The 23,238-nt window shown below is 76.4% G+C and carries 21 protein-coding genes; 8 read left to right on the top strand and 13 right to left on the bottom strand.

From position 1 onward, the window contains the following. Nucleotides 1–193: 193 nt before the first annotated feature. Complete coding sequence (locus U5M74_RS13880) at nt 194–406, top strand: helix-turn-helix domain-containing protein (RefSeq protein ID WP_410909522.1); 213 nt, start codon at nt 194–196, stop codon at nt 404–406. Continuing rightward, on the top strand, nt 406–966 hold the full coding sequence (locus U5M74_RS13875; RefSeq protein WP_410909521.1) for a Clp protease N-terminal domain-containing protein: 561 nt from the start codon (nt 406–408) through the stop codon (nt 964–966). Before U5M74_RS13880 ends, U5M74_RS13875 begins: the two co-directional genes overlap by 1 nt. Before the next feature lie 27 nt (nt 967–993). Here U5M74_RS13875 and U5M74_RS13870 read toward each other — a convergent pair whose 3' ends face one another. The 3 genes from U5M74_RS13870 to U5M74_RS13860 all read right to left on the bottom strand — a co-directional run bounded on the left by U5M74_RS13870 (nt 994) and on the right by U5M74_RS13860 (nt 6,116). Continuing rightward, entirely contained in the window at nt 994–2,466 is a 1,473-nt protein-coding gene (locus U5M74_RS13870) for a PP2C family protein-serine/threonine phosphatase (protein WP_410909520.1), read from the bottom strand. Further along, nucleotides 2,450–3,211 (bottom strand): GAF and ANTAR domain-containing protein, encoded by a 762-nt coding sequence (locus U5M74_RS13865; protein WP_410909519.1) that lies wholly within the window; start codon nt 3,209–3,211, stop codon nt 2,450–2,452. Before U5M74_RS13865 ends, U5M74_RS13870 begins: the two co-directional genes overlap by 17 nt. Nucleotides 3,212–3,362: 151 nt before the next feature. After that, nucleotides 3,363–6,116, bottom strand: a complete 2,754-nt coding sequence (locus tag U5M74_RS13860; protein ID WP_410909518.1) for a UvrD-helicase domain-containing protein — start codon at nt 6,114–6,116, stop codon at nt 3,363–3,365. A gap of 201 nt (nt 6,117–6,317) precedes the next feature. Here U5M74_RS13860 and U5M74_RS13855 point away from each other — a divergent pair, with 201 nt between their 5' ends. After that, nucleotides 6,318–6,917, top strand: coding sequence for a dihydrofolate reductase family protein (locus tag U5M74_RS13855; RefSeq protein WP_410909517.1), 600 nt, complete (start codon nt 6,318–6,320; stop codon nt 6,915–6,917). A gap of 25 nt (nt 6,918–6,942) precedes the next feature. Here U5M74_RS13855 and U5M74_RS13850 read toward each other — a convergent pair whose 3' ends face one another. The 5 genes from U5M74_RS13850 to U5M74_RS13830 all read right to left on the bottom strand — a co-directional run bounded on the left by U5M74_RS13850 (nt 6,943) and on the right by U5M74_RS13830 (nt 10,547). Further along, nucleotides 6,943–7,464: a GNAT family N-acetyltransferase gene (locus U5M74_RS13850; protein WP_410909516.1), complete on the bottom strand. Its 522-nt coding sequence runs from the start codon at nt 7,462–7,464 to the stop codon at nt 6,943–6,945. Beyond that, nucleotides 7,461–7,940, bottom strand: a complete 480-nt coding sequence (locus tag U5M74_RS13845; protein ID WP_410909515.1) for a DUF456 domain-containing protein — start codon at nt 7,938–7,940, stop codon at nt 7,461–7,463. Before U5M74_RS13845 ends, U5M74_RS13850 begins: the two co-directional genes overlap by 4 nt. Before the next feature lies 1 nt (nt 7,941). Then, complete coding sequence (locus U5M74_RS13840) at nt 7,942–8,310, bottom strand: hypothetical protein (protein ID WP_410909514.1); 369 nt, start codon at nt 8,308–8,310, stop codon at nt 7,942–7,944. A 72-nt stretch (nt 8,311–8,382) separates the two neighbouring features. Beyond that, a complete protein-coding gene (locus U5M74_RS13835) occupies nt 8,383–9,072 on the bottom strand; it encodes a LuxR C-terminal-related transcriptional regulator (RefSeq protein ID WP_410909513.1) in 690 nt (229 codons plus the stop codon). Beyond that, complete coding sequence (locus tag U5M74_RS13830) at nt 9,069–10,547, bottom strand: PspC domain-containing protein (RefSeq protein WP_410909512.1); 1,479 nt, start codon at nt 10,545–10,547, stop codon at nt 9,069–9,071. The genes U5M74_RS13835 and U5M74_RS13830 overlap by 4 nt, the downstream gene beginning before the upstream one ends. A 148-nt stretch (nt 10,548–10,695) precedes the next feature. Here U5M74_RS13830 and U5M74_RS13825 point away from each other — a divergent pair, with 148 nt between their 5' ends. The 3 genes from U5M74_RS13825 to U5M74_RS13815 all read left to right on the top strand — a co-directional run bounded on the left by U5M74_RS13825 (nt 10,696) and on the right by U5M74_RS13815 (nt 14,308). Next, nucleotides 10,696–12,186, top strand: a complete 1,491-nt coding sequence (locus U5M74_RS13825) for a PspC domain-containing protein (RefSeq protein ID WP_410909511.1) — start codon at nt 10,696–10,698, stop codon at nt 12,184–12,186. Beyond that, complete coding sequence (locus U5M74_RS13820) at nt 12,183–13,001, top strand: hypothetical protein (RefSeq protein ID WP_410909510.1); 819 nt, start codon at nt 12,183–12,185, stop codon at nt 12,999–13,001. Before U5M74_RS13825 ends, U5M74_RS13820 begins: the two co-directional genes overlap by 4 nt. A 131-nt stretch (nt 13,002–13,132) precedes the next feature. Beyond that, entirely contained in the window at nt 13,133–14,308 is a 1,176-nt protein-coding gene (locus U5M74_RS13815; RefSeq protein ID WP_410909509.1) for a glycosyltransferase family 4 protein, read from the top strand. Between the two features lie 168 nt (nt 14,309–14,476). Here the strand turns inward: U5M74_RS13815 and guaA are convergent, their stop codons facing one another. The 4 genes from guaA to U5M74_RS13795 all read right to left on the bottom strand — a co-directional run bounded on the left by guaA (nt 14,477) and on the right by U5M74_RS13795 (nt 18,180). After that, a complete protein-coding gene (guaA, locus tag U5M74_RS13810) occupies nt 14,477–16,096 on the bottom strand; it encodes a glutamine-hydrolyzing GMP synthase (protein WP_290438894.1) in 1,620 nt (539 codons plus the stop codon). Nucleotides 16,097–16,210: 114 nt separating this feature from the next. After that, the gene (locus tag U5M74_RS13805; RefSeq protein WP_410909508.1) at nt 16,211–16,900 is read right to left on the bottom strand and encodes an OmpA family protein; all 690 of its coding nucleotides are present in this window, start codon (nt 16,898–16,900) and stop codon (nt 16,211–16,213) included. Then, nucleotides 16,897–17,553: a hypothetical protein gene (locus U5M74_RS13800; RefSeq protein ID WP_410909507.1), complete on the bottom strand. Its 657-nt coding sequence runs from the start codon at nt 17,551–17,553 to the stop codon at nt 16,897–16,899. The genes U5M74_RS13805 and U5M74_RS13800 overlap by 4 nt, the downstream gene beginning before the upstream one ends. Nucleotides 17,554–17,670: 117 nt before the next feature. Continuing rightward, nucleotides 17,671–18,180 (bottom strand): DUF3817 domain-containing protein, encoded by a 510-nt coding sequence (locus U5M74_RS13795; protein WP_410909506.1) that lies wholly within the window; start codon nt 18,178–18,180, stop codon nt 17,671–17,673. A 70-nt stretch (nt 18,181–18,250) separates the two neighbouring features. Here U5M74_RS13795 and U5M74_RS13790 point away from each other — a divergent pair, with 70 nt between their 5' ends. After that, the gene (locus tag U5M74_RS13790) at nt 18,251–19,495 is read left to right on the top strand and encodes a MalY/PatB family protein (RefSeq protein ID WP_410909505.1); all 1,245 of its coding nucleotides are present in this window, start codon (nt 18,251–18,253) and stop codon (nt 19,493–19,495) included. Between the two features lie 37 nt (nt 19,496–19,532). On the opposite strand, the gene U5M74_RS13785 is transcribed toward U5M74_RS13790, so the two are convergent. Next, nucleotides 19,533–20,426 carry an SURF1 family protein gene (locus tag U5M74_RS13785; protein WP_410909504.1) on the bottom strand — a complete coding sequence of 298 codons (894 nt, stop codon included), beginning with the start codon at nt 20,424–20,426 and terminating at the stop codon, nt 19,533–19,535. Nucleotides 20,427–20,670: 244 nt separating this feature from the next. On the opposite strand from U5M74_RS13785, the gene U5M74_RS13780 reads away from it, so the two are divergent. Continuing rightward, nucleotides 20,671–23,175 (top strand): phosphoketolase, encoded by a 2,505-nt coding sequence (locus U5M74_RS13780; RefSeq protein ID WP_410909503.1) that lies wholly within the window; start codon nt 20,671–20,673, stop codon nt 23,173–23,175. The last annotated feature ends 63 nt before the right edge of the window (nt 23,176–23,238 follow it).

Raw genomic sequence — 23,238 nt, 5'->3', positions numbered from 1 at the left:
CGTCGATGTCTCGACGTCAAGACATCCCTGCACAGCGTAATCCCGGCGGGTGAACGGTCCTATCCGGGGGCCGGACGACGGCTCCAAGGTGACGGACGTCACGCCGGCGGGTCACCGCGCCCGCCCGCCCGGCGCGCGGGCGCGTTGTCAACAGAGGTTGACAACACCCCGACCCGTCAACCACAGTTGACGCATGACCGACCACACGACGCTCGTCACGGCCGCCGCGGGCGAGGACCCGCAGCAGGGCCTGCGCGCCGTGCGCGCGCTGCGCGAGCTCGCCGACCGCCTCGAGACGCTCCAGGTGCGCCGCGCCCGCGAGCTGGGGTGGTCCTGGCAGCAGATCGCGGCCGAGCTCGGCGTCAGCAAGCAGGCCGTCAACAAGAAGCACGCCAGGAGGATCTGATGTTCGAGCGGTTCACCCAGCCGGCGCGCACCGTCGTGCGCGACGCCGTCGTGGCGGCCGAGCAGCTGCGGACCGACGCCGTCGACAGCCGCCACCTCGTGGTGGCCCTCGCCGAGGGGGCGGCGGCCGGACCGGTCGCCGCCGCGCTGCGGTCGGTCGGCGTCGAGCCCGCCGACGTCGCCGCCCGGGCGCGCGCCGCGGTCGCCGCGGGCGACGCGCTCGACGGCGAGGCCCTGGCCTCCCTCGGCATCGACCTGGACGCCGTGCGCGACCGCGCCGACGCCGCGTTCGGGCTTGGCGCCCTGGAGCGCGCCGCCCGGCCCCGCCTGCGCCGCGCCCGCACCCGCCCGTTCACGACCGACGCGAAGAAGGCCCTGGAGCTGTCCCTGCGCGAGGCCGTCCGGCTGGGCGACCGGGGCATCGACACGCCGCACCTCATGCTGGGGGTGCTGCGGGCCGACAGCCCGGGCGGGCGCGTCGTGGTGGCCCTCGCCGGGGAGGCCGGCAGCGACCTGCTCGCCGTGCGCGCGGCCCTCGAGCGCGAGCGCTCGGCCGCCTGAGCTTGACCCTGCGGCGCGGCGGCGGGCTCAGCGGGCCGGGCCGGCCTCCAGCGCTGCCTGGGCGCCGCGCGTCCAGTGCAGGAGGAACAGGGTCGCGTCGTCCTGCAGCACCCCCTCCTGGTGGCGCAGCACCGCACGCATCACCCGGTCGACCACCTCGGGCAGCGGCACCTTGTGCGCGGTCTCCCGCTCGAGGATGTCGATGAGCCGCGGCAGGCCGAACAGCTCGTCCCCGCGCCGCGCCTCCGGGATCCCGTCGGTGTACACCACCACGATGTCGTCGGGCTCCAGGAGCTCCTCGCCGATCGTCACGCCGCGGCGCAGCTCCAGCCCCAGCAGCGGCCGCCGGCCGGCGACCAGCTGCCGCACCAGCCGCCCGCGGCGGATCAGCAGCGGGTTGGGGTGGCCGGCCACGAGGTAGCGCAGCCGGCCCGACCGCAGGTCGAGGTCGCCGAGCACCCCGGTGGCGAAGATCTTCCCGCCGAACTGCTCCTCGAGGGTCTGGTTGACGAACTCGGCCTGCTCGAACAGGCCGAGGCCGTTGCGCCGGGCGTTGCGGTAGGCGGCCAGCCCGGTGGCGGCCACCAGGCCCGCCGACAGGTCGTGCCCGGTCGCGTCCAGGACGCCGAACCGGGCCGAGGTGGGCGACAGCGAGTAGTCGAAGGCGTCGCCGCCCACGCCGTACGTCGGCTCGACCCGCCCGCTCACCAGCACGCGGTCGGTCCCCGCCGTGCGCGGGGGCAGCATGTGGTAGATCAGCTCGGCCTCGGTGGCACGGGGCCGGCGGCGGCGGACGGCGTCGAACCCGTCGCCGCGCGCGTCCAGGGACGCGACCAGGTGCCCCACGAAGTGCGTGAGCCACCAGCACTGGCGCCGCAGCACCGGGTCCTCCAGCTCCCGCGGGTCGTCGACCATGACGTCGAGCACGCCGATGCGCGTGACCCCGTCGGCGATCGGCACCCACAGGCGGGGCTGCCCGCCGGAGGTGCCGGCCACCGTCTCCAGCAGGCGGAACGCGCGCCCCGCCACGGTGCCCTCCATGCGCAGCGGCATGCGCCCCGCCCCGTGCGCCGACGGCAGCGGCACCAGGTGGACGCGCTCGTAGTCGGCGAGGTAGACGACGGCCCGCACCCCCAGCCGCTCGGCCGCCACGTCGACGGCCGGCGGGAGCGCCTCGGGCGGCGCCAGGTGGGTGCGGATGAGCAGCTCGGTGAACGCCGCGACCTGCCCGCGCGGGGGGTCCACGTCCCGCACGGTCCGCTCGTACGGGACGCGAAGGCGGCCGGCGGCCTCGTCGAGCATCTCGTTGGCGGCCAGGGCGAGCCGGTCGCGCTCGGGCGCCGCCAGCGTGCCGGTGCCGTCCAGGTAGGCGTGCACGTCCTCGGGGTCCGCCGTGCCGCCGACGCCGAGGTACCGCAGCCACAGGTCGTCGGCGCTCGCGCGCATCCGGGCCAGGGCGGCGCGCAGCTTGCGCCGCTGCGCCTCAGCGGCGGTGGCCATCCCCGGTCCCCCGACGCCCCCGGTGGCGGCCCTCGTGCTTGCGGACGACGCGGTCCGCCGTGTCGCCGAGGGGCTGTCGGGCCTGCTGGGACATCGCGGTGAGGTAGGCGAAGGCCGCGTCCCGCGACACCCTCTCCTCCGCCATGATCAGGCCCACGGCCACGTTGACCTCGTCGCGGGTGCGCAGGGCCGCCTGCACCCGGCTCGGCAGCCGCTCGGCGCCCCGGGCCGCCTGCGCGCTGGCGACCAGCACGCCCGCCTGGGCGGCGAAGAGGGAGAGCACGACGGAGGCGGCGTCCGTGAGGGCGCCGGGGTGGCGGGCGTAGAGGGTGAGCGCCCCGACGACGTCGTCGCCGACCACCAGCGGCGCGGACATCGTGCTCGTGAGCCCGAGCCGGCAGGCGGCGCCGGCCCAGTGCGGCCAGCGCGCCTCGTCGTGCAGGTCCGGGGCCACCACGACGCGCCGCTCGGCGGCCGCGGTGTGGCAGGGGCCCTCGCCGAGCGTCGCCTGCAGCGTGTCGACCCGGCGCACCAGCGGCCCGGTGGCCGTCGCCGTGCGCCACCCCTCCTGGGACAGCGAGACGGCCGCGCCCGAGGCGCTGGGCACGGCCTGGGCGGCCGTCGAGGTGAGCAGCTCGAGCAGCGCGTCGCACGCGGGCTCGCCCAGGGCCGGGCCGGCCCGGCCGGCGATCACCCCGGCGAGCTCGTTGCCCACCGCGTCGTCGACGACTTCCACGGCGACCACCCCACTTCGTCGTGCGCGACCGCTTCTGTCCGACAGCATGCGACCGCCCGCCGGGCGCCGCACGCTGCCACGCCCGCACGGCACGCCCGGGCGCCGCACCGAGCGCCGCACCGAGCGCCGCACGGCGCCTCCGCGCCGTGCGACGGGGGCGTCAGAGCCTGGTGACGGGCGAGTAGCGCAGCAGCAGGCGCTTGGTGCCGTCCGAGCCGAAGTCGATGCGGGCCACGGTGTTCGGGCCGCTGCCCTCGACGGCCACGACGGTGCCGAGCCCGTAGGCGTCGTGCACCACCTTGTCCCCCGCGCTCAGGGTCGGGATGTCGGCGTCCTTGCGCGGCGTCGCCGAGCCGAACTTCGCGCCCGTCGACGGCGCGGCCGCCCCGCCGTCGCGCGGCTTGCCCAGCCGGCCGTCCACCGGGGCGGACGACGGCGCGCGCCGGGCGCCGCCGTCGTCGGACCGCCCGCGCGCCCCGGCGCCGTACGCGCCCGAGGAACCGCCGTACGCGCCGCCGCGGCCGCCCCAGGCGGACCCGCCGCCGCGCAGGTACTGCGTGGAGGACTCCCGGCGCCGCCAGTCCCACAGGGACTCGGGGATGTCGGCGAGGAACCGGCTGGGCGGGAACTCGTTCGCCATGCCCCACGCCGAGCGCATCGCGGCGCGCGAGACGTACAGCCGCTCGCGGGCGCGCGTGATCCCCACGTACGCCAGGCGCCGCTCCTCGGCGAGCTCGGCGTCGTCGTGCAGCGACCGCATGTGCGGGAAGGTGCCGTCCTCCATGCCGGTGAGGAAGACGACGGGGAACTCCAGGCCCTTGGCGGTGTGCAGGGTCATGAGCGTCACGACGCCCTGGTCCTCGCGCCGCTCCTCCGCCGCGCCGTCGGCGACGTCCTCGTCCGGGATCTGGTCGCTGTCCGCGACGAGCGAGACCCGCTCCAGGAAGTCGTCCAGCGTGCCGTCGGGGTCGGTCTCGGAGAACTCGGCGGCCACGGCGTGCAGCTCGGCGAGGTTCTCCACGCGCGAGGCGTCCTGCGGGTCGTCGCTGGCGCGCAGCTCCTCCAGGTATCCCGAGCGGTCGAGCACCGCGCCGAGCACCGCGGCGGGCTGCTCGCCGTCGGCCACCATGGCGCGCAGGTCGGCCATCATGTCGCGGAACCCGCGCAGCGGGTTGAGCGTGCGCGTCGTCATGCCGGGGATGTCCTCGGCGCGCTCGACCGCGGCCCCGAACGAGGTGCGCTCCCGCTCCGCGAACGCCGCGACCATGGCCTCGGCCTTGTCGCCCAGCCCGCGCTTGGGGACGTTGAGCACGCGGCGCACGTTGACGTCGTCGTCGGGGTTGGCCAGCGCCCGCAGGTAGGCGATGGCGTCCTTGATCTCGCGGCGCTCGTAGAACCGCGTGCCGCCGACCACCTTGTAGGGCAGGCCGACGCGGACCAGCACCTCCTCCAGCGCCCGGGACTGGGCGTTGGTGCGGTAGAAGATCGCGACGTCGCCGGGCCGCACGCCCTCGGTGTCGCCGAGGCGGTCGATCTCCTCGGCGACGAACCGCGCCTCGGCGTGCTCGTCGTCCGCGACGTAGCCGACGATCCGCGGGCCCTCGCCCGAGGCCGTCCACAGGTTCTTCGGCTTGCGGTCGGCGTTGCGGGAGATCACCGCGTTGGCCGCCGACAGGATCGTCTGCGTCGAGCGGTAGTTCTGCTCCAGCAGGATCGTCGTGGCGTCCGGGTAGTCGTCCTCGAACTCGAGGATGTTGCGGATGGTCGCGCCGCGGAAGGCGTAGATCGACTGGTCGGAGTCGCCGACGACGGTCAGCTCCGCCGGGTCGAGCGCGACGGCCTGCGGCTCCCCGCCGGGCAGGCCCGAGCCGTCGTGGGCCGCGGCCGACTCCGCGCCGACGCCCGCCAGCTCGCGCACCAGCACGTACTGCGCGTGGTTGGTGTCCTGGTACTCGTCGACCAGGATGTGCCGGAACCGGCGGCGGTAGTGCTCGGCGACGGCCGGGAAGGCCTGCAGCAGGTTGACCGTCGTCATGATGATGTCGTCGAAGTCCAGCGCGTGCGCCTGCTGCAGCCGGGCCTGGTAGCGGGTGTAGACGTCGGCGAGCACCTGGTCGAACTCCGGCGCCGCCGCGGGCAGCCCGCCCTGGGCGCGGGCGGCGCGCTCGCGCCAGCCGTCCTCCGTGCTGCGCGCCCCGGACTCGCGGGCGTACGTGTCGGGGTCGACGAGCTCGTTCTTGAGGTCGCTGATCTTGTTGGCCAGCGTCCGGGCCGGGTACTTCTTCGGGTCCAGGTTGAGCTCGCGGGTCACCAGGGTCACGAGGCGCTGGGAGTCGGCGGCGTCGTAGATCGAGAAGCTGGTCCGCAGCCCCAGCGTCTTGGCCTCGCGCCGCAGGATCCGCACGCAGGCCGAGTGGAACGTGGAGACCCACATGCGCTGCGCCGCCGGCCCGACGAGCGCCTCGACGCGCTCGCGCATCTCCGCGGCGGCCTTGTTGGTGAACGTGATGGCCAGGATCTCCCCCGGCCGCGCCCGGCCGGTGGCCAGCAGGTGGGCGATGCGGTGGGTGAGCACGCGGGTCTTGCCCGACCCGGCCCCCGCGACGATGAGCAGCGGCGTGCCGTGGTGCACGACGGCGGCGCGCTGCTGGTCGTTGAGCCCCTCGACCAGCCGGTCGGGGTCGAGGTGCGCGAACGGGCCGCGGCGCACCGGCGCGTCGGGCGCGTGCGACGCGGCCGGCGCGGCGGCCGGCGCGCCGGCGACGGCGTCGCGCACCCAGTCCGGCGCCCCCGGGTCGTCGCCCTCGGCCCACGCGTCCCAGCGCGGCGCCGTGCTGGGCAGGCGCGCGGTGTCGTCACGCGCGGCCGGGGGCTCGAATCCGGGGAGCGAGAGGCTGTCGAAGAGAGAGGTCATCGTCCTCCAAGCCTAGGCGCGCGGGGTGACAGCCCGGGACACCCGCGGCCGCCGTCCGACGCCGAGCGGCGGCGAGCGACGGCGAGCGACGGCGAGCGACGAGTCGCGCCGCCCGGCGTCGTCTGCCCCTGCGACGCCGCGCCGCGGCGTCGCCGCAGGCCAGCTCTGGCGGACGCCGCCGCAGGCCCGGAGGGAGACGCGATGCGCAAGGTCGTGGTGATCGAGCACCTGTCGCTCGACGGGGTGATGCAGGCCCCAGGGCGGCCCGACGAGGACGAGCGCGACGGGTTCGCGCACGGCGGCTGGGCCACCGCCCGGCAGGACCCCGAGATCGTCGAGGCCATGGGCGCCTTCCTGGCCGGCCCGTGGTCGCTGCTGCTGGGCCGCCGCACGTACGAGGACTTCGCGGCGTTCTGGCCGGCGCAGCCGCGCCCGAACCCGTTCTCCGACGCGCTCGACGCCGTGCCCAAGCTCGTGGCCTCGCGCACGCTGCGCGAGCCGCTCGGGTGGCAGGGCTCGACGCTCCTGCCCGGGGACGCCGCCGACGCCGTGGCCCGCCTGCGCGCCGGCGACGACGGCGAGGGCGGGGAGGCGACGCTCGTGGTGCTCGGCAGCGGGGTGCTGGTGCGCTCGCTGCTGGCCCGCGGCCTCGTGGACGCGCTGCACCTGCAGGTGCACCCGGTGGTCCTCGGCGCCGGACGGCGCCTCTTCGCCGCCGACGGCCCGCCGGCCGAGCTCCGCCTCGCCGCCGCGCGCAGCACCCCGTCGGGCGTGCTGCTCGCCACCTACGAGCGGCCGTGAGCCGGCGCCCGCCCACGGGCTCCCGTCAGCTCCGCAGCCGCATGGGCGTGTGCGGGATGCCGTCCTCGAGGAACTCCTCGCCGTCGGGCACGAACCCGAACCGGCCGTAGAAGCCGGTCAGCGGCGACTGCGCGTCGAGCACGACGTCGCGCCCGTCGTCCGGCGCGCCGCTCGTGCCCGCGGCGACGGCGTCGAGCGCCGCCGTCACGAGCCGGTGCGACGCACCGGTGCCGCGCACGGCGGGGTGGCACACGACGCGCCCGACGCGCCAGCGGTCCCCGTCGTCGAGCACGCGCGCGGTGGCCACGACGTCGCCGGCGGGGGTCAGCAGCAGCACGTGCCGGGTGCCCGGCTCGAGGTCGCGCCCGTCGAGGTCGGGGTACGCGCAGTCCTGCTCCACCACGAACACGTCCTGCCGCAGCCGCCAGACGGCGTACGCGGTGCGGACGTCGAGCGCGTCGAGCGCGGCGACCCGGACGGTGAGCCGCGCCGGGTCGGCGGGCGCCGCGAGGGGCGCCGCGGCGTGGCCGTTCGCGAGAGCGGTCACGTGAGCACCAGCCCCACGACCCACGCGCCGGCCGCCACGAGGCCGCCGGCGAGCTGGACGAGGATCGTGATGCCCGTCGCCTGCAGCGCCGCGAGCGTCGCCCGCCACGCGGCGCGGCGGTCGCGGCGGCGCACCAGCTCGGCGAGGAACACCGCGGCCGGGAAGAACAGGAACAGCCCGATCACCGGCACCACGAAGAAGCCGACGATCCCGGCCAGGCCGCCCCACACGAGGGTCGACCACGGCACGTCCGCCCGGCGCATGTGCCGGCCGGCGAGCAGCCACTGGGCGACCTCGGCGGCGGCCACGGCCACCGCCGCGACGCCGAACACCCACCACGCCGCCCCGCCGGTCACCCACGACCAGACCAGCACCGCGCCGAGCACCAGCAGGTTGCCGGGCAGCACCTGCACGACGATGCCGACCAGGCCGACCAGGATCGCGAGGCCGACGAGGACCTCGCCGAGCACGTCCACGTCAGTTCCAGAAGACCGCGACGAGCATGTTGACCACCGTCAGGCCGCCGATCGCGTGCTTGAGGCCGGGCGTCACCGCACCGGTGCCGTTGTCGCCCTTGGCGCCCTGCCGCTTCGCGAGGAAGGCGAGCACGGTGATGACCAGCGCGACGAGGAGCTTGACGGTCAGCTTGGCGCGGTCGAAGTCGGTGTCGACCGCACCGGCCTCGAGGAGGCCGAACATCACGACGCCCGCGACCAGCGCCGTCGCGGCGCCGTGGAAGACGCCGCGGTACAGCCCCGGGCTGCGCAGGGACGCGAGGTAGCCGCCCAGGACGATGGCCCAGCCCAGGAAGTGCAGGAAGACGAAGACGTTGTACAGGAAGCTCACGGGCGCGAGCCTAGCCGCGGCGCCCGACGCAGGCGGGCCGGGGCCCGCGAGGGCGCGCACTGGCGACGAAGGTCACAGGATGTGCCGCGCGGCGGCCCACCGGGTCAGCTCGTAGCGGTTGGACAGCTGCAGCTTGCGCAGCACCGCGGACACGTGGGTCTCGACGGTCTTGATCGAGATGAACAGCTCGCCGGCGACCTCGCGGTAGGAGTAGCCGCGCGCGATGAGGCGCATCACCTCCTGCTCGCGCCGCGAGAGGCGGTCGAGCTCGTCGTCGGCCACGGAGACCTCGCCCGCCGCCGTGCCGAACGCGTCCAGCACGAACCCCGCCAGCCGCGGCGAGAACACGGCGTCGCCGCCTGCCACCTGCACCACCGCGCCCGAGAGGTCCGCACCGGAGATGTTCTTGGTGACGTACCCGCGCGCCCCGGAGCGGATGACGGCGACGACGTCCTCCGCGGCGTCGGAGACGCTCAGCGCCAGGAACCGCGTCTCGCCGAGCAGGTCGGTGCACAGGCGGACCACCTCCGCGCCGCCGCCGCCGGTGCCGCCGGGCAGGTGCACGTCGAGCAGCACGACGGCGGGCCGCAGCGTGCGCACCGCCGCGGCGGCCTGGTCGACGTCGGCCGCCTCCCCCACGACGGTGACGCGCTCGTCGAGGCTGGCGCGCACCCCGGCCCGGAACATGTGGTGGTCGTCGACGAGCACCACGGGCACGGGCAGGGCGACGTCGGTCCTCGGGGGCGTGGCGGGGGTGCTCACAGGGGGTTCCTCGCTTCGTCGGGGCTCGGGGGGTGGGCGGCGGGCGGTGCGGCGGGCGGTGCGGCGGGCGCGGGACCGTCGGCCGCGGGGCCGTCCGCCGGCTGGCCGTTCGGGTGGCCGTTCGTGTGACCGTTCGTGTGGCCGTTCGTGTGGCCGTTCGTGTGACCGTTGGCGGGCGCCGTCGCCGCCCGCGGCATGCGCAGGCGCACCTCGGTGCCCCAGCCCGGGCGGCTGCTGACCTCGGCCGTGCCGCCGCGGCGGCGCACCCGCCCGAGGATCGACTCGCGCACGCCGAACCGGTCGGAGGCGATCGAGGCCATGTCGAAGCCGTCGCCGCGGTCGCGGACGAACACCTCGGCAGCCGCGTCGGAGACCTCGAGGTAGACGGTGACGGGCGGGCGCCCGTGGGCGACGGCGTTGACCAGCGCCTCGCGGGTGGCCTGCAGCAGCGCCGTGGTGGCGTCGGTGGGCGGGCAGTCACCCACGACGACGACCTCGACCGCCACCGCGCCGGCGCCGGCGTCGGGACCGCGGCCCGCGCGCCCGTCCTCGACCTCGGCGACCAGCGCACGCAGCTCGGCCGCCAGGGAGGTGCCCGGCTCGCGCCGGTCGTCGTAGAGCCACTCGCGCAGCTCGCGCTCCTGGGCGCGGGCCATGCGCGCGACGGCGTCGGCGTCGTCGGCCCGGGCGCGGATCAGCGCGAGGGTCTGCAGCACGGAGTCGTGCAGGTGGGCGGCGATGTCGGCGCGCTCCGCCTCGCGGGCCCGCGCCAGGCGCTCGTCGCCCAGCTCGCGCACGAGCCGCAGCCACCAGGGGGCGAGCACGAGCGCGAAGCCCGCCAGGACCGCGAGCGCCGCGAACGCCGCCTGCACCACGGCCCAGCCGGGGGTCTCCTGGCCCACGAGCAGGAGCACGCCGGCGGTCACCAGCACCACGCCGCCGGCCAGACGGCCGACGGCGGCGCCGCGGCGCCAGCGGCCCGGCCCCTCCTCGATGCCGCGCTGGGCGGCGTCGAGCTGGCTCCACGCGAGCGCCAGCCCACCGAGCGCCAGCAGCGCCGGCAGGACCCACGAGGCGCCCCAGTCCCAGCCCGCGCGGACCGCCACGAGCAGCGCCGCGCCGCCGAGCAGGACACCGCCGATGATCGCCTCGCGGCGCGGGATCCGGGCCGCGGCGCCCGTCAGCTGCAGCCGCGGCGCCAGCCGGCGCAGGGCGGCCGGCTCGCCGGCGGCGGCCGCGTCCCGCGGGTCGCCGGAGGGCACGGTGACCCACCAGAACACGTACACCGCGACGCCGCCGCCGCCGGCGAGGGTGAGCAGCGCCATCAGCACGCGCACGAGCACCACCGGCACGCCGAGGTGGGCGGCCAGGCCGGCGCACACGCCGCCGAGCCACCGGCCGGCCTCGGGGCGGCGCAGCGGCAGGCGTGCGGGCGCGGCGGGGCCTGCCGGGCCGTGGGGTGCGGTCGTGCTCACCCCACGATCGTGGCACGTCAGGAGGCGTGGCGGGTCCCCCCGAGGGCGGATTCAGGGTCGCGCGCCCACCCCGGCCGGCGGATCTCAGGGACGGCTCAGGGCGACACCCGATGGCCCGGTGACCGCCGACGCCGGAAGGATCGTCGGCATGAGCAGCGAACCGTTCCCCCCGCAGCCCGGGCCGGGCACCGCCGGCCCCTCCGGCGCCGGCCCGACCCCGCCCGCCGGCGGCGACCGCTTCTTCGACTCCGTCCGCCGCACGGGCCTGTACCGCTCCGAGGACCGCTGGGTCGGCGGCGTGGCGAGCGGCGTGGCCGACCGCCTCGGGTGGGACCCGCTGCTCGTGCGCGGGCTGCTGTTCCTCAGCTTCTTCCTCAGCGGCGCCGGCCTGGTGCTCTACGGCATCGGCTGGGCGCTGCTGCCCGAGCAGCGCGACGGGCGGATCCACCTGCAGCGGGCCCTGCACGGCGACTTCGACGTCGCCATCCTCGGTGCCGCGGCGACCGCCGTCGTGGGCTTCGCCTGGAACGGCGGCGTCGGCGGCTGGTGGGACGGCGGCGGCTGGGAGTGGCTGGTCGCGCTGGTCTGGATCGCGGTGTGGGGCACGGTCATCTGGCTCGTCGTGCGCTACGCGATGCAGCGCCGCGACGAGCGGCGCGACTGGGCGCAGGGGTGGCAGGGTCCGACGCCCGCCCCGGGGCCCGGCGCACCCCCGGCCCCCGCGTCCTCCGCACCGGGCGGGACGCCGTCGGCGCCCGGCGCGACCGCGGCGTTCGCCGTCCCGGCGCCCGCGCCCACCGCGGACGCGCGGGCCGACGCCGCGCGGCTGAAGGCCGACGCGCAGGACCGTGCGGCGCAGGAGCGGGCCCGTGCCACGCAGGAGAAGGCCCAGGCCCGCGCGTGGGCCGCACAGGAGAAGGCCCGCGCCCGCGCCGCGCGGCCGGTGGTCCGCGGGCCGGGCGGCAGCACCGTCGCCGCCGTGCTCGGCGTGACGCTCCTCGTGGGGGCGCTGCTGCTGGCCCAGGAGCAGGGCCTGCTCGACGTGCCGTGGAGCTGGGACGCGAGCCTCGGTCTCGTGTGGCTGGGCGCCGCGCTCGCGGTCGTGGGCCTGGGCATCGTGGTGTCCGGGCTGCGCGGCCGCTCCAGCGGGGTCCTCGGGTTCCTGGCCATCGTCGGGCTCGTCGTGGCCGTGCCGTTCGGCGCCGTCCTCGCCGACGAGGCTCCCTGGCCCGTGATGAGCCTCGACGGCCAGGGCCAGGAGCTGCGCGGGGATGCCGTCGTCGTCCCGCGCACGGCCGACGAGGCCGAGGCCGGGTACTCCCTGCGCTTCGGGGACCCGACGATCGACCTCACCCGGCTCGACCTGTCCGGCGTCGACCCGGACGACCCGGTCCGCGTGCCGATCGACCTCGCCGCGGGGTCCGCGCTCGTCGTCGTCCCCGACGGCGTCCCGGTGGTCGCGGACGTCGACGTGGCGGCCGGCACCGCGCGGTGGGACGTCGACACGCGCGGCGCCGAGCAGGCCGGCTTCGGCACCACCACGTTCGAGAACGACCACGCCCGCACCGCCGAGCCCGTGCTGGTGCTCGACGTCGAGGTGGCCGCCGGCGAGATCCGCATCCAGGAGGAGAACCGATGAGCGACAACCCCCGGGACGACGCCCGCACGCCCGACCACGAGCACGAGCCCGCGGAGCCGCAGGAGACCCAGGAGGCGCGAGAGACGCCGGAGACCGAGGCGACGCAGGAAGCCCAGGCGACGCAGGAGACCCAGGTCGTGGAGACCTCCGGGGCGACGCGGGTCCTGGACGCCTCCGGCGACACCCAGGTCCTCGAGACCACCGGCGACACCCAGGTCCTCGAGACCACCGGCGCGACCCGCGTCCTGCCGACGCCGGGCGGGGCCCGCGACGAGGCCGCGACGACTCCCGTCGCGGCGCCGGAGCACGACGACGAGCCGGAGGTGCAGCGCACCGACGTCCCGCTCGCCGTCTTCGACGAGCCGGGTCCGGCACCGCAGGGACCGGCGGCCGCCGCCCCGTACCCCGCCCCGTACCCCGCCCCGCACCGCGCGCCCTCCCCCAGCGAGCACCCCGCCGGGTACCCGACCGAGCCCGCGGCCGGATACCCGACCGGGCCCGCCGGCCCGTCCGGGCCCCCGCCGTACCCGCCGTACCTGCCGTACGGGCAGCCCGCGGGCTCCGGCCCGCAGCCCGCGCCCTACGGGCCGGCCGAGCCGCTGCCCGCGCCGCCGGTGAGCACCGCCGTGCGCACGGGCACGATCGTCTGGGGCCTGGTGATCCTCGCCGTCGGCCTGGCGCTGGTCGCCGTCGCCGCGGGCGCCCGCTTCGACGTCGGGCTCGGCCTCATCTGGCTGCTGGGCGGCGCCGGGCTGGTGCTCGTGGTCGCCTCGGTGGTGGGCGGCGTGCGGCGCCGCAACCGCGCCGACACCTGACGCCCGGCCGCGCAGGCCGTCCGGCCGACGTCCCCGGTGCCCCGTCCGTCCGGACGGGGCACCGGGGACCTCTCGCGTCCGCGGCGGCCGTCGCGCGCCGCGGCGGCGAGCGGGCACGAGAGGATGGGCCCGTGCGGATCCTCCACGTCACCGACTCCTACCTGCCGCTGCTCGGCGGCATCGAGACGCAGGTCGCCCGGCTGGCCGGGCGGCAGGCCGCCGGCGGGCACGACGTCGAGGTGCTGACCACCACCCCCGCGGCGCCCGGTGCGCGGGGCCGGTCGACGACGGTGGGCGACGACGGCGTGCGGGTCCACCGCGTCGCCGCGCGCGTGCCCGGCGGGTTCCCGATCCACCCCCGTTCGACCGCGCACGTGCTGGACCGGCTGCGCGCGCTGGACGCGGCGGACGAGCGGCCCGACGTCGTCCACCTGCACATGGGCGTGCTCGCCCCGACCGTCCAGGCGGCGCTGCGGCCGGTGACGCGCGCGGGCCTGCCCGCCGTCCTCACCGTGCACAGCGTCTGGGGGCCCGCGCGTCACGCCTTCGCCGCGCTGGACCGCGTCGTGTGCTGGTCGCGGTGGCCGGTGCTGTGGTCGGCGGTGAGCGAGCTGACCGCCGCTCCCCTGCGCCGCATCGTCGCGGCCGGCGGCGGCGACCCGGACGAGCGGGTGGCGGTGCTCGGCAACGGCGTCGACGTCGCGGCGTGGCGCCTGCCGCGGGTGGAGCGGGCCGACCGCTCCGAGGGCCCGGCGGTGCACGTGGTCTCGGCGACGCGCTTCGCCCCGCGCAAGCGGGTGCTGCCGCTGGTCGAGGCGGTCACGGCAGCGGCGCTGCGGCTGCCGCCCGGCGCCCTCGTCGCCACGGTCGCGGGCGCGGGCGAGCAGCTCGAGCAGGCGCGCCGGGCGGTGGCCGCGGCCGGGCTCGCCGACGTCGTGCGGCTGCCGGGGCGGATGACGCCGGACGAGCTGCGCGAGCTGTACCGGTGCGCGGACGTGTTCGTGGCCCCCGCCGTGCAGGACGCGTTCGGCATCGCCGCCCTCGAGGCCCAGGCCGCCGGGCTGGCGGTCGTCTCCCGCTCGCAGTCGGGCGTGGCCGAGCGGCTCACGGACGGCGTGGACGCCCTGCTGGCCGACGACGACGCGGCCATGGCCCGCGCCCTCGAGCGCCTCGTCACCGAGCCGGGCCTGCTCGACCGGATCGTGGCGCACAACCGCGCCCACGCCCTGGCCGCCGACTGGCCGCAGGTCCTGGCGGCCACGGAGGACGCCTACGCCCGCGCCACCAAGCTCGCCGAGAACCCCTGAGACGCGCGAAGGGCCGGAACCCCTCGGGGTTCCGACCCTTCTCCGCACGCACCACCCGACGTGAGGACGGGCTGCGGCGGCGCCGTCAGCGAGAGCCGAGCGAGCGCAGCGAGCGAATCATTCGAGCGGACGGCGCCGCCGCAGCCCGACCGACCGCCACGACCACCCTCACTCCCACTCGATCGTCGCCGGCGGCTTGCTCGTCACGTCGAGCACCACGCGGTTGACCTCGCGCACCTCGTTGGTGATGCGGGTGGAGATGGTGGCCAGCACGTCGTACGGCAGGCGGGTCCAGTCGGCGGTCATCGCGTCCTCGGACGACACCGGGCGCAGCACGACCGGGTGGCCGTACGTGCGGCCGTCGCCCTGGACGCCGACGGAGCGCACGTCGGCGAGCAGCACCACCGGGCACTGCCAGATCTCGCGGTCGAGGCCGGCGCGGGTCAGCTCCTCGCGGGCGATGGCGTCGGCGGCGCGCAGCACGTCGAGGCGCTCGGCGTTCACCTCGCCGATGATGCGGATGCCCAGGCCGGGGCCGGGGAACGGCTGGCGCCAGACGATCGCCTCCGGCACGCCGAGCTCCAGGCCGACGGCGCGCACCTCGTCCTTGAACAGGGTGCGCAGCGGCTCGATGAGCTCGAACTGCAGGTCGTCGGGCAGGCCGCCGACGTTGTGGTGCGACTTGATGTTGGCCGCGCCCTCGCCGCCGCCGGACTCGACGACGTCGGGGTACAGCGTGCCCTGGACGAGGAACTTGACCTCCTCGCCGTGCGCGCCGGCCTCGGCGACGACGTCGCGGGCGGCGTCCTCGAACACGCGGATGAACTCGCGGCCGATGATCTTGCGCTTGGTCTCCGGGTCGGTGACGCCGGCCAGCGCGGTGAGGAACCGCTCCTTCTCGTCGCGCACGACGAGACGCACGCCGGTGGCGGCGACGAAGTCGCGCTCGACCTGCTCGGCCTCGCCGGCGCGCAGCAGGCCGTGGTCGACGAAGACGCAGGTGAGCTGGTCTCCGACGGCGCGCTGCACGAGCGCGGCCGCGACCGAGGAGTCGACGCCGCCGGACAGGCCGCAGATCACGCGGGCGTCACCCACCTGGGCGCGGATCTTCTCGACCTGCTCGGCGATGACGTTCCCGGCCGTCCAGTCGGGGGCCAGGCCGGCGCCCTCGTAGAGGAAGTGCTCGAGCACGCTCTGGCCGTGCGCCGAGTGCTTGACCTCCGGGTGCCACTGCACGCCGAACAGCCGGCGGGAGGTGTCCTCGAACGCCGCGACCGGCGAGCCGTCCGACGTCGCGAGGACCTCGAAGCCCTCGGGCGCGCGGTGCACGGCGTCGCCGTGGCTCATCCAGGCGGTCTGGTTCGTGGGGGTGTCGGCGAGCAGCACGCCGGCCGCGCAGACCTCGACCTCGGTGCCGCCGTACTCGCGCAGACCCGTCTGGGCCACCTCGCCGCCGAGCGCCTTGGCCATCGCCTGGAAGCCGTAGCAGATGCCCAGCACGGGCACGCCGGCGTCGAACAGCGCCGGGTCCACGAACGGCGCGCCCTGGGCGTACACCGAGGCGGGGCCGCCGGACAGGATGATCGCCGCCGGGTTCTTGGCGAGCATCTGCTCGACCGTCGCCGTGTGCGGGACGATCTCGGAGTACACGCGCGCCTCGCGCACGCGGCGCGCGATCAGCTGGGCGTACTGGGCGCCGAAGTCGACGACCAGGACGGGGCGGTGCTGCTGCTCGGCGGCGGACTCGGCGGCGGCGTGGGAGACGGGGGCGGTGGCGGGAGACGTCACCGGTCCAGTCTAGTGGCCCGCCCCCGGCGGGCGGCCGTGAGGCCGCTCACCGGGGCCCGCTGCGCGCCCTGTCCGGCACGCCCGTCCCGCGGCCCGTCCCGCGGCCCGTCCCGCTCAGGCCCCGGGTGCGTCGTAGGTGACCTCGACGCGCCGGTTGAGCGCCCGCCCGCCGGGGTTGTCCTCGCCGTCGACCTCGTTCTCGGCCACCGGCTGCCGCTCGCCGTGCCCCGTGACCGTCAGGCGCAGGTCGGGGCGGACCTGCGCCAGCACCCCGGCGACGGCGCCCGCCCGCTCCCGCGACAGGTGGTCGTTGCGAGCCTCGTCGCCGACGGAGTCGGTGTGCCCGTCGACGGCGACGGCCGCGTCCTGCGGGACGTCCGCGGCGAGCGCCGCGACCGCGTCCGCGGCCGACGGGGTGAGCTCGGCCGAGCCGAACTCGAACAGCAGGTCCGCCGTCAGCCGCACCGTGGTGCGGCGCTCCTTCTGCACGCGCCGCTCCAGCGGCGTGACCGACACCTCCGGGCGCAGCACGACCGCGGCGTCCTGCGGGCGCAGCACGAACGTGGCGTCGGCCCGCATCGCGTCGGTGGGCGTCACGGCCGCCGCCCGCTCGGCGTCCTCGGCGAGCGACTCGGCCACGTCGGCCATCGCCGCGCGCAGCGCTTCGGTGTCGGCGTCCGCCGAGGCCGTCGGCTCGGCGCTCGGCGCCTCGCCGGCGGCGAGGGCCGCCGGTGCCGCGCCGAGGGCGAGGCCGAGGGCCAGCGACGCCGGCACGACGGCGCGCCGCAGCAGCGGGCGGCTCACGCGTCGCCGTCCGGGTAGGCCACCTCGACCCCGGTGAACGCGGGGAGCCCTTCGAGAGGCAGCACGTCGACGGTCTCGACCCGCTTCTCCGGCGCGGGCAGCAGCGACCAGCCCTCGACCGTGCCGTGGTTGGGGAACTGGAAGAAGATGTCCTCGAGCGGCGAGACCAGCATGGACTCCTCGCACCGCATCTGCAGGGCGGCGCGCTCGGCGATCCCGACCTCGTCGCCGGGCTGCCACGACCCCTCGGTGCAGAAGGGTCGGTAGGCCCGGAGGCTCGTCCCGTCGGTCACGGTCGTGACCGGCTGGACGCCCATGTCGTAGTAGCTGATCCCCGCGTCGGCCTCGGCCGCGTCGTCGTCCCACCGCAGGGCCCAGCGCACCGTCATCGTGCCGCCGGAGACCTCCACGGCGCGCAGCGTGACCGTCACCTCGCCGCCGCGGTGGTCACCCCCGCCGTGCGGCGTCTCGACCGTGTGCTCCGCCATCACCGACGTCGCCGCCCGGGCGCTGCCGGGCGCGCGCTCGTCCGCCGAGGCCGAGGCGGCCGCCGGCGGCGCGCCGGCCGCGGCGTCGTCAGCCGCGCCGGTGCAGCCGGCCAGCAGCAGCGCCGCGACGGCGGTGGGTACGAGAGCGAGCAGAGCACGACGCACGAGAGATCTCCCCTGGGAACACGGTGGGCGCCGCCTCGGCGCCTCCCGGAGGATGCCACAGCGGAGCCCGGACGAGCTCCTGGCCGGGCGGCGTGGTCGGCGGCCCGCCGACCGGCGTCAGCCCAGGTAGCGCTGCTCGAGCGACGCGAGCTTGGCCTGGCCGTCGGTGTGCACGCGGCGCTCCACGACGAACGACATCACCGGCACGACGCCCGCGAAGACCATCGTGGCCAGCCGGCCCCAGCCCCAGCGCATGGTGGCCCAGGCCTGCAGCACGGTGACCAGGTAGACGACGTAGACCCACCCGTGCACCGGCGCGACGATCCAGGTGGCGTCGACGACGGCGCTGACGTCCGCGACCCACCACTGCACGGGGTACTTGAGGATCATCCACACGGTGAGCAGCAGGAGCATCACGCCGGTGACGATGGCCATGACGCGGTAGCGCGCGAGGGCGCCGCGGGCCTTGCGGATGGCCTCGGCCGCCTGGGCGCGCGAGACGGCGGCGGCGGGGTCGCCCGACGTGGCGGCCGTCGTGGCGCCCGTCGTGGCGGCCGACGTGGCGCCCGACGTGGCGCCCGTCGGGTCGGAGGCGGGCTCGGGGGCGTGCTGCGGGGCGGTGCTCACGTGCCCAGCCTACGGGGACCGCCCGGGCGGACGGTGGCCCTGTGGCGGCGGTCACCCGTAGCGTCGGGTCGTGCGCCCGCTCCCCCTCGACGACGATGCCGCGACCCCCACGACGCCCGCGGGGCTCGCCCGCGTGCTCGACGCACGCACCGCGGACGACCTGCGCGCCGCCGGCTCCCTCAAGTGGACCGCCGCGGACGGGGCCATCGGGGCGTGGGTGGCCGAGATGGACTTCGGCACGGCCCCGGCGGTGACGCGGGCGCTGCACGACGTCATCGACCGCGGGCTGCTGGGGTACGCCCCGCCGGCGCTCGTGGAGCGCACGTCGGCGGCGTTCGCCGCGTTCGCCGCCGACCGGTACGGCTGGCACGTGCCCGCCGCGCGGGTGCGCCCCCTGCCGGACGTGCTGGCCGCCCTCGCCGCCGCGGCCACGCACCTCACCTCGCCGGGGTCTCCGGTGATCGTGCCGACGCCGGCGTACATGCCGTTCCTGGAGCTGCCGCGCGCGCTGGGGCGCGAGGTCCTGCAGGTCCCGCTGCGGCGCGAGCCGGCGCCCGACGGCCGCCCCGGCCGGTACGTCTACGACCTCGACGCGCTCGACGCCGCCTTCGCCGCCGGCGCGGAGCTGCTCGTGCTCTGCAACCCGCACAACCCCGTGGGCCGGGCGCTGGAGCCGGCCGAGATGCTCGCGGTCGCAGAGGTGGTGGAGGCCCGCGGCGGGCGGGTGCTGGCCGACGAGATCCACGCCCCGCTCGTGATGCCCGGCCACCGGCACGTGCCGTACGCCTCGCTGTCGCCCGCCACCGCCCGGCACGCGCTGACGGCGACGTCGGCCTCGAAGGCCTGGAACCTGCCCGGCCTCAAGTGCGCCCAGCTCGTGCTCACGAACGACGCCGACCTCGCGACGTGGGAGCACGTGGGCGAGCACGTCGAGCACGGGGCCTCGACGCCGGGCCTGGTGGCGAACGCCGTCGCCTACGAGCAGGGCGGGCCCTGGCTCGACGAGGTCCTCGCCTACCTCGACGGCAACCGCCGGCTCGTCGCCGAGGCGGTCGCCGAGCGGATGCCCGACGTGGGGTACGTGCCGCCCGAGGGCACCTACCTCGCCTGGCTCGACGTGCGCCGCGCCGGGCCCGGCGGCGCGGGCCTGGGCGACCGCCCGGCCGACGTGCTGCGCGAGCGCGCCGGCGTGGTCGTCGTCGACGGCGCGGCCTGCGGCGCCGCCGGCCGCGGCTTCGTGCGCGTCAACCTCGCGATGCCGCGCCCGCTGCTGGTCGAGGCGCTGGAGCGGACGGCCCGGGTCCTGGGCCGGTGAGCGCGGGGGCGGCGACGCCGGCCGCGGCCGGGCGCGGTCAGCCCGGCAGCCCCGCGATGCCGGCGTCCGCCCCGCGGCGCGGGCGCACCCGCCCCGTCCGGTCGGGCGCCTGGGCCGTGGCCTCGTCGAGCACCAGCCGCACCCACAGGCCCAGGGCGAACAGGCCGAAGACCCACCACTCGATCGCGTAGAACAGGCTCTGCATGTTGACGCTGCCCGAGCCCTCGATCACGGGGCGCGGCAGCGCGGCGGGGCCGCCCTCGGCGGCCGGCACCTGCTCCGGCTGCGAGCCGGTGAGGACGACGTAGCCGTCCCAGATCGGGCCGCCCCACGTGTTCACGAGCGCCGCGGTGGAGATGGCGTCGGTGAGCGGCGGGCCGCCGGGGTTCGCGGGCGACGCGACGCCGGAGGTCGCCTCCCCCGCCTGCAGCCAGCCGGTCACCCGCACGGTGCCCTCGGGCACCGCGAGGCCGGGCGCGTCCTGCGGCTCGGCGACCCATCCCCGCACGACCGGCACCACGGGGGCGCCCGACAGCCCGGCCCACGACGCGCCGCCGGTGCCGTCGTCGGACACGCGCAGCGGGGTCAGCACGAGGTAGCCGGTGCGCCCGTCGAGCGCGCGGCCCGCCACGAGCAGCTGCCCCGCCGGGTCGTACGTGCCCTCGACCCAGACGCTGCGGCCCACGAGCTCGCCGCCGAACGCGGTCTGCGGTGCGACGAGCTCGCCGAGCCCCGTCGGCCTCCCCGCCGCGGCGTCCGCCTGCTCCTGCTGGCCGACCAGCCCGGCGCGCTCGTACGCCCGGTCGAGCTGCCAGAACCCGAGCCGCACGCACAGGGCCACGGCCGCCAGCGCGACGACGAGGACGCCGAGCATGCGCGGCTGCAGGGCGACCGCCCAGAAGGGACGACGGGCGGGCACCGGGCTGCTCACGCACCCCACCGTATCGGCGCCGCGCGCGACGGGAGAAACCCGTCGGCGCCGATCGCCCTCGACGTGCCGAGCGTCACTGCGCCCCCGCCCGCACCTGCGGCGTCGCGGCGGCCGAGCGTGGTCAGGCCACACTCCTCCCCGGCCTCTCGGGGCGCCCGGAGCGCCCCGGTGCTCGCCCTGCGGCGCCCCAGGTTCTGCGGTGGAATGAGGGCGCAGCCGAGTACCCCACTCGAGGGAGCACGCGATGACGACGACCACCGCCACCCCGGCGGCCACCCCGACGGCATGGCGCGCGCAGGGCGTCACCGACCTGTCGGACGAGACGCTCGAGCGCATCGACAGGTGGTGGCGGGCCGCCAACTACCTGTCCGTGGGCCAGATCTACCTGCTGGACAACCCGCTGCTGCGCGAGCCGCTGACGCGCGAGCACGTCAAGCCCCGCCTGCTGGGCCACTGGGGCACCACGCCGGGCCTGACGTTCCTCTACGCGCACCTCAACCGCGCCATCCAGGAGCGGCAGCAGTCCACGATCTACGTCACGGGCCCCGGCCACGGCGGCCCCGGCCTCGTCGCGTCCGCGTACCTCGACGGCACCTACTCCGAGGTGTACTCCGACGTCACGCAGGACACCCAGGGCCTGCAGCGGCTGTTCAAGCAGTTCTCGTTCCCGGGCGGCATCCCGTCGCACGTGGCGCCCGAGACGCCCGGCTCCATCCACGAGGGCGGCGAGCTCGGCTACGCGCTCTCGCACGCCTACGGCGCCGCGTTCGACAACCCGGACCTGCTCGTGGCCGCCGTGGTCGGCGACGGCGAGGCCGAGACCGGCCCGCTGGCCACCTCGTGGCACTCCAACAAGTTCGTCAACCCGGCGCAGGACGGCGTCGTGCTTCCGATCCTGCACCTCAACGGCTACAAGATCGCCAACCCCACGGTGCTGGCGCGCATCCCGCAGGAGGAGCTGCGCGACCTCATGGTCGGGTACGGGCACAAGCCGTACTTCTTCGAGGTCGAGGACGGCTCCACCGAGTCGCACGCGGACGTCCACCGCCGGTTCGCCGCGGTGCTCGACGAGGTGCTCGACGAGATCGCCGCGATCAAGCAGCGGGCCGCGGACGGCGACGACTCGCGCCCCGTCTGGCCGATGATCGTGTTCCGCACGCCGAAGGGCTGGACCGGCCCGGACACCATCGACGACAAGAAGACGACCGGCTCGTGGCGCGCCCACCAGGTGCCGCTGGCCAGCGCCCGCGACACCGAGGAGCACCTGCACGTGCTCGAGCGGTGGCTGCGGTCGTACCGGCCCGAGGAGCTGTTCGACGACGACGGGCGCGTGATCGAGGACGTCGCCGCGCTGGCGCCCGAGGGCACCCTGCGGATGAGCGACAACCCGCACGCCAACGGCGGGCTGCTGCTCAAGGACCTGCGCCTGCCCGACTTCCGCGAGTACGCCGTCGACGTGCCGCGGCCCGGTGGCGCCATCGCCGAGGCGCCGCGCGCGCTGGGCCGGTGGCTCACCGACGTCGTGAAGCTCAACCCGCACAACTTCCGCATCTTCGGGCCCGACGAGACGGCCTCCAACCGCCTGCAGGCCGTCTACGACGCCACCGACAAGCAGTGGAACGCCGAGTTCCTCACCGCGGAGGTGGACGAGCACCTCGCCCGCGCCGGCCGCGTCATGGAGATGCTCTCGGAGCACCAGTGCCAGGGCTGGCTCGAGGGCTACCTGCTGACCGGGCGCCACGGGCTGTTCAACTGCTACGAGGCGTTCATCCACATCGTCGACTCGATGTTCAACCAGCACGCCAAGTGGCTCAAGGTCACCAACGACATCCCGTGGCGGCGCCCCATCGCGTCGCTCAACTACCTGCTGTCGAGCCACGTGTGGCGCCAGGACCACAACGGCTTCAGCCACCAGGACCCGGGCTTCATCGACCACGTGCTCAACAAGAAGTCCGAGATCGTGCGGGTCTACCTGCCGCCGGACGCCAACACGCTGCTGAGCACGTACGACCACTGCCTGCGCAGCCGGCAGTACGTCAACGTCGTCGTGTCGGGCAAGCAGCCCTCGCCGCAGTTCCTGACGATGGACGAGGCGGTCGCCCACTGCACCCGGGGCCTGGGCATCTGGGAGTGGGCCGGCACGGAGCAGCCCGGGCAGAACCCCGACGTCGTGCTCGCCTGCGCGGGCGACGTGCCGACGCTCGAGGTGCTCGCCGCGGCGGACATCCTGCGCCGTGAGCTGCCCGACCTCAAGGTGCGCGTCATCAACGTCGTGGACCTCATGCGCCTGCAGGACGAGAAGGAGCACCCGCACGGGCTGTCGGACCGCGAGTTCGACACGCTGTTCACCACGGACAAGCCCGTGATCTTCGCCTACCACGGCTACCCGTGGCTGATCCACCGCCTCACCTACCGCCGCCACGGCCACCAGAACATCCACGCGCGGGGGTACAAGGAGGAGGGCACCACGACCACGCCGTTCGACATGGTCATGCTCAACGACCTCGACCGGTACCACCTCGTCATCGACGTCCTCGACCGCGTGCCGTTCCTGCGCTCGAAGGCCGCGGGCCTGCGCCAGGAGATGCAGGACGCCCGCCTGCGGGCCCGGGCGTACACGCGCGAGCACGGCGAGGACATCCCCGAGGTGCGCGACTGGGTCTGGCCCGACGTCGGGGAGACCGCCACCGAGGGCGGCGGCCCCCAGTACACCGGCGGCGCGCAGGACACCGGCGGCGACAACGAGTGACCGCTCGGGCCGCCGGCCCGGGCCGCAGGCCCCGGCTCCGCCGGGCCGCTGACCTGAGCCGCT

This window comes from Puerhibacterium sp. TATVAM-FAB25, from assembly GCF_046535855.1.
GTDB classification, from domain to species: Bacteria; Actinomycetota; Actinomycetes; order Actinomycetales; family Cellulomonadaceae; genus Puerhibacterium; species Puerhibacterium variabilis_A.
The sequence above is the reverse complement of the archived record's forward strand: the minus strand, read 5'-3'. Positions and strand labels throughout refer to the sequence as shown.

What these genes read in the sequence shown, in the direction of transcription:
- U5M74_RS13880 (WP_410909522.1), top strand. Translation starts at nt 194, where the DNA reads ATGACCGACCACACGACGCTCGTCACGGCCGCCGCGGGCGAGGACCCG.
- U5M74_RS13870 (WP_410909520.1), bottom strand. Translation starts at nt 2,466, where the DNA reads ATGGCCACCGCCGCTGAGGCGCAGCGGCGCAAGCTGCGCGCCGCCCTG.
- U5M74_RS13780 (WP_410909503.1), top strand. Translation starts at nt 20,671, where the DNA reads ATGACGACGACCACCGCCACCCCGGCGGCCACCCCGACGGCATGGCGC.
- U5M74_RS13825 (WP_410909511.1), top strand. Translation starts at nt 10,696, where the DNA reads ATGAGCAGCGAACCGTTCCCCCCGCAGCCCGGGCCGGGCACCGCCGGC.
- U5M74_RS13860 (WP_410909518.1), bottom strand. Translation starts at nt 6,116, where the DNA reads ATGACCTCTCTCTTCGACAGCCTCTCGCTCCCCGGATTCGAGCCCCCG.
- U5M74_RS13875 (WP_410909521.1), top strand. Translation starts at nt 406, where the DNA reads ATGTTCGAGCGGTTCACCCAGCCGGCGCGCACCGTCGTGCGCGACGCC.
- U5M74_RS13820 (WP_410909510.1), top strand. Translation starts at nt 12,183, where the DNA reads ATGAGCGACAACCCCCGGGACGACGCCCGCACGCCCGACCACGAGCAC.
- U5M74_RS13855 (WP_410909517.1), top strand. Translation starts at nt 6,318, where the DNA reads ATGCGCAAGGTCGTGGTGATCGAGCACCTGTCGCTCGACGGGGTGATG.